Origin of the sequence: Magnetospirillum moscoviense (assembly GCF_001650635.1) — a bacterium.
Classification (GTDB): Bacteria; Pseudomonadota; Alphaproteobacteria; order Rhodospirillales; family Magnetospirillaceae; genus Magnetospirillum; species Magnetospirillum moscoviense.
This window is the reverse complement of the sequence record NZ_LWQU01000107.1, coordinates 1-688: the sequence shown is the minus strand read 5'-3', so window position 1 is coordinate 688 and position 688 is coordinate 1. Positions and strand designations below refer to the sequence as shown.

Genomic DNA, 688 nt, shown 5'->3' with positions numbered 1-688 from the left:
GATTGCGGACCGTCATGTCCTCGATCATGCGGCGACGCAGAGGGCTCAATTCGGCCATCGGGGGCCTCCTGTCTGTAGGGTGGTCGGGAAACCAACCCTGTCAGACGGGAGCCTTCGACGTCACATCAGGCTCCAATACCGCGCCAGCGGTTTCGTTCAATCCATCTATTATGAATCTGGCAATGGAAACGCATCGTATGCGAAGGCGATGGTGTTCCACGAATACCAACTGAAGGCCGCCTACACCATCCATTTTCACGACAAGAAACGATACTCGATGGATGGCATTAGTGAACGAAAATGCCGCGCCTCGTTCCAGGCGGTGAAGTCCAGTGTAGAAAAGGTTAAGGGTATCCCGGACCTGCAACAGCGTTCATGGGACGGTGGCAAGGAGCGCGACACGTTTGTTTGGCGTCGCGAGGGCCAAGTTATGCTGGCTGCATCCTTCTGTGGCGACGCTTGCGACAACCAATATAGTCGTCTGTGAGCCCGTCCGGAAGGTTCTTGAGTCCGATGAATCAGTTGTGATTGAACGAAACCGCTGGCGCGGTATTGGAGCCTGATGTGACGTCGAAGGCTCCCGTCTGACAGGGTTGGTTTCCCGACCACCCTACAGACAGGAGGCCCCCGATGGCCGAATTGAGCCCTCTGCGTCGCCGCATGATCGAGGACATGACGGTCCGCAATC

At 56.5% G+C, this 688-nt stretch carries 1 protein-coding gene; it reads left to right on the top strand.

Features of this window, described 5'->3' with window-relative positions; genetic code table 11:
* The coding region (locus A6A05_RS21450) for a hypothetical protein (RefSeq protein WP_216635758.1) at nt 1–487 on the top strand (487 nt) is incomplete at its 5' end.
* Nucleotides 488–688 lie beyond the last annotated feature (201 nt).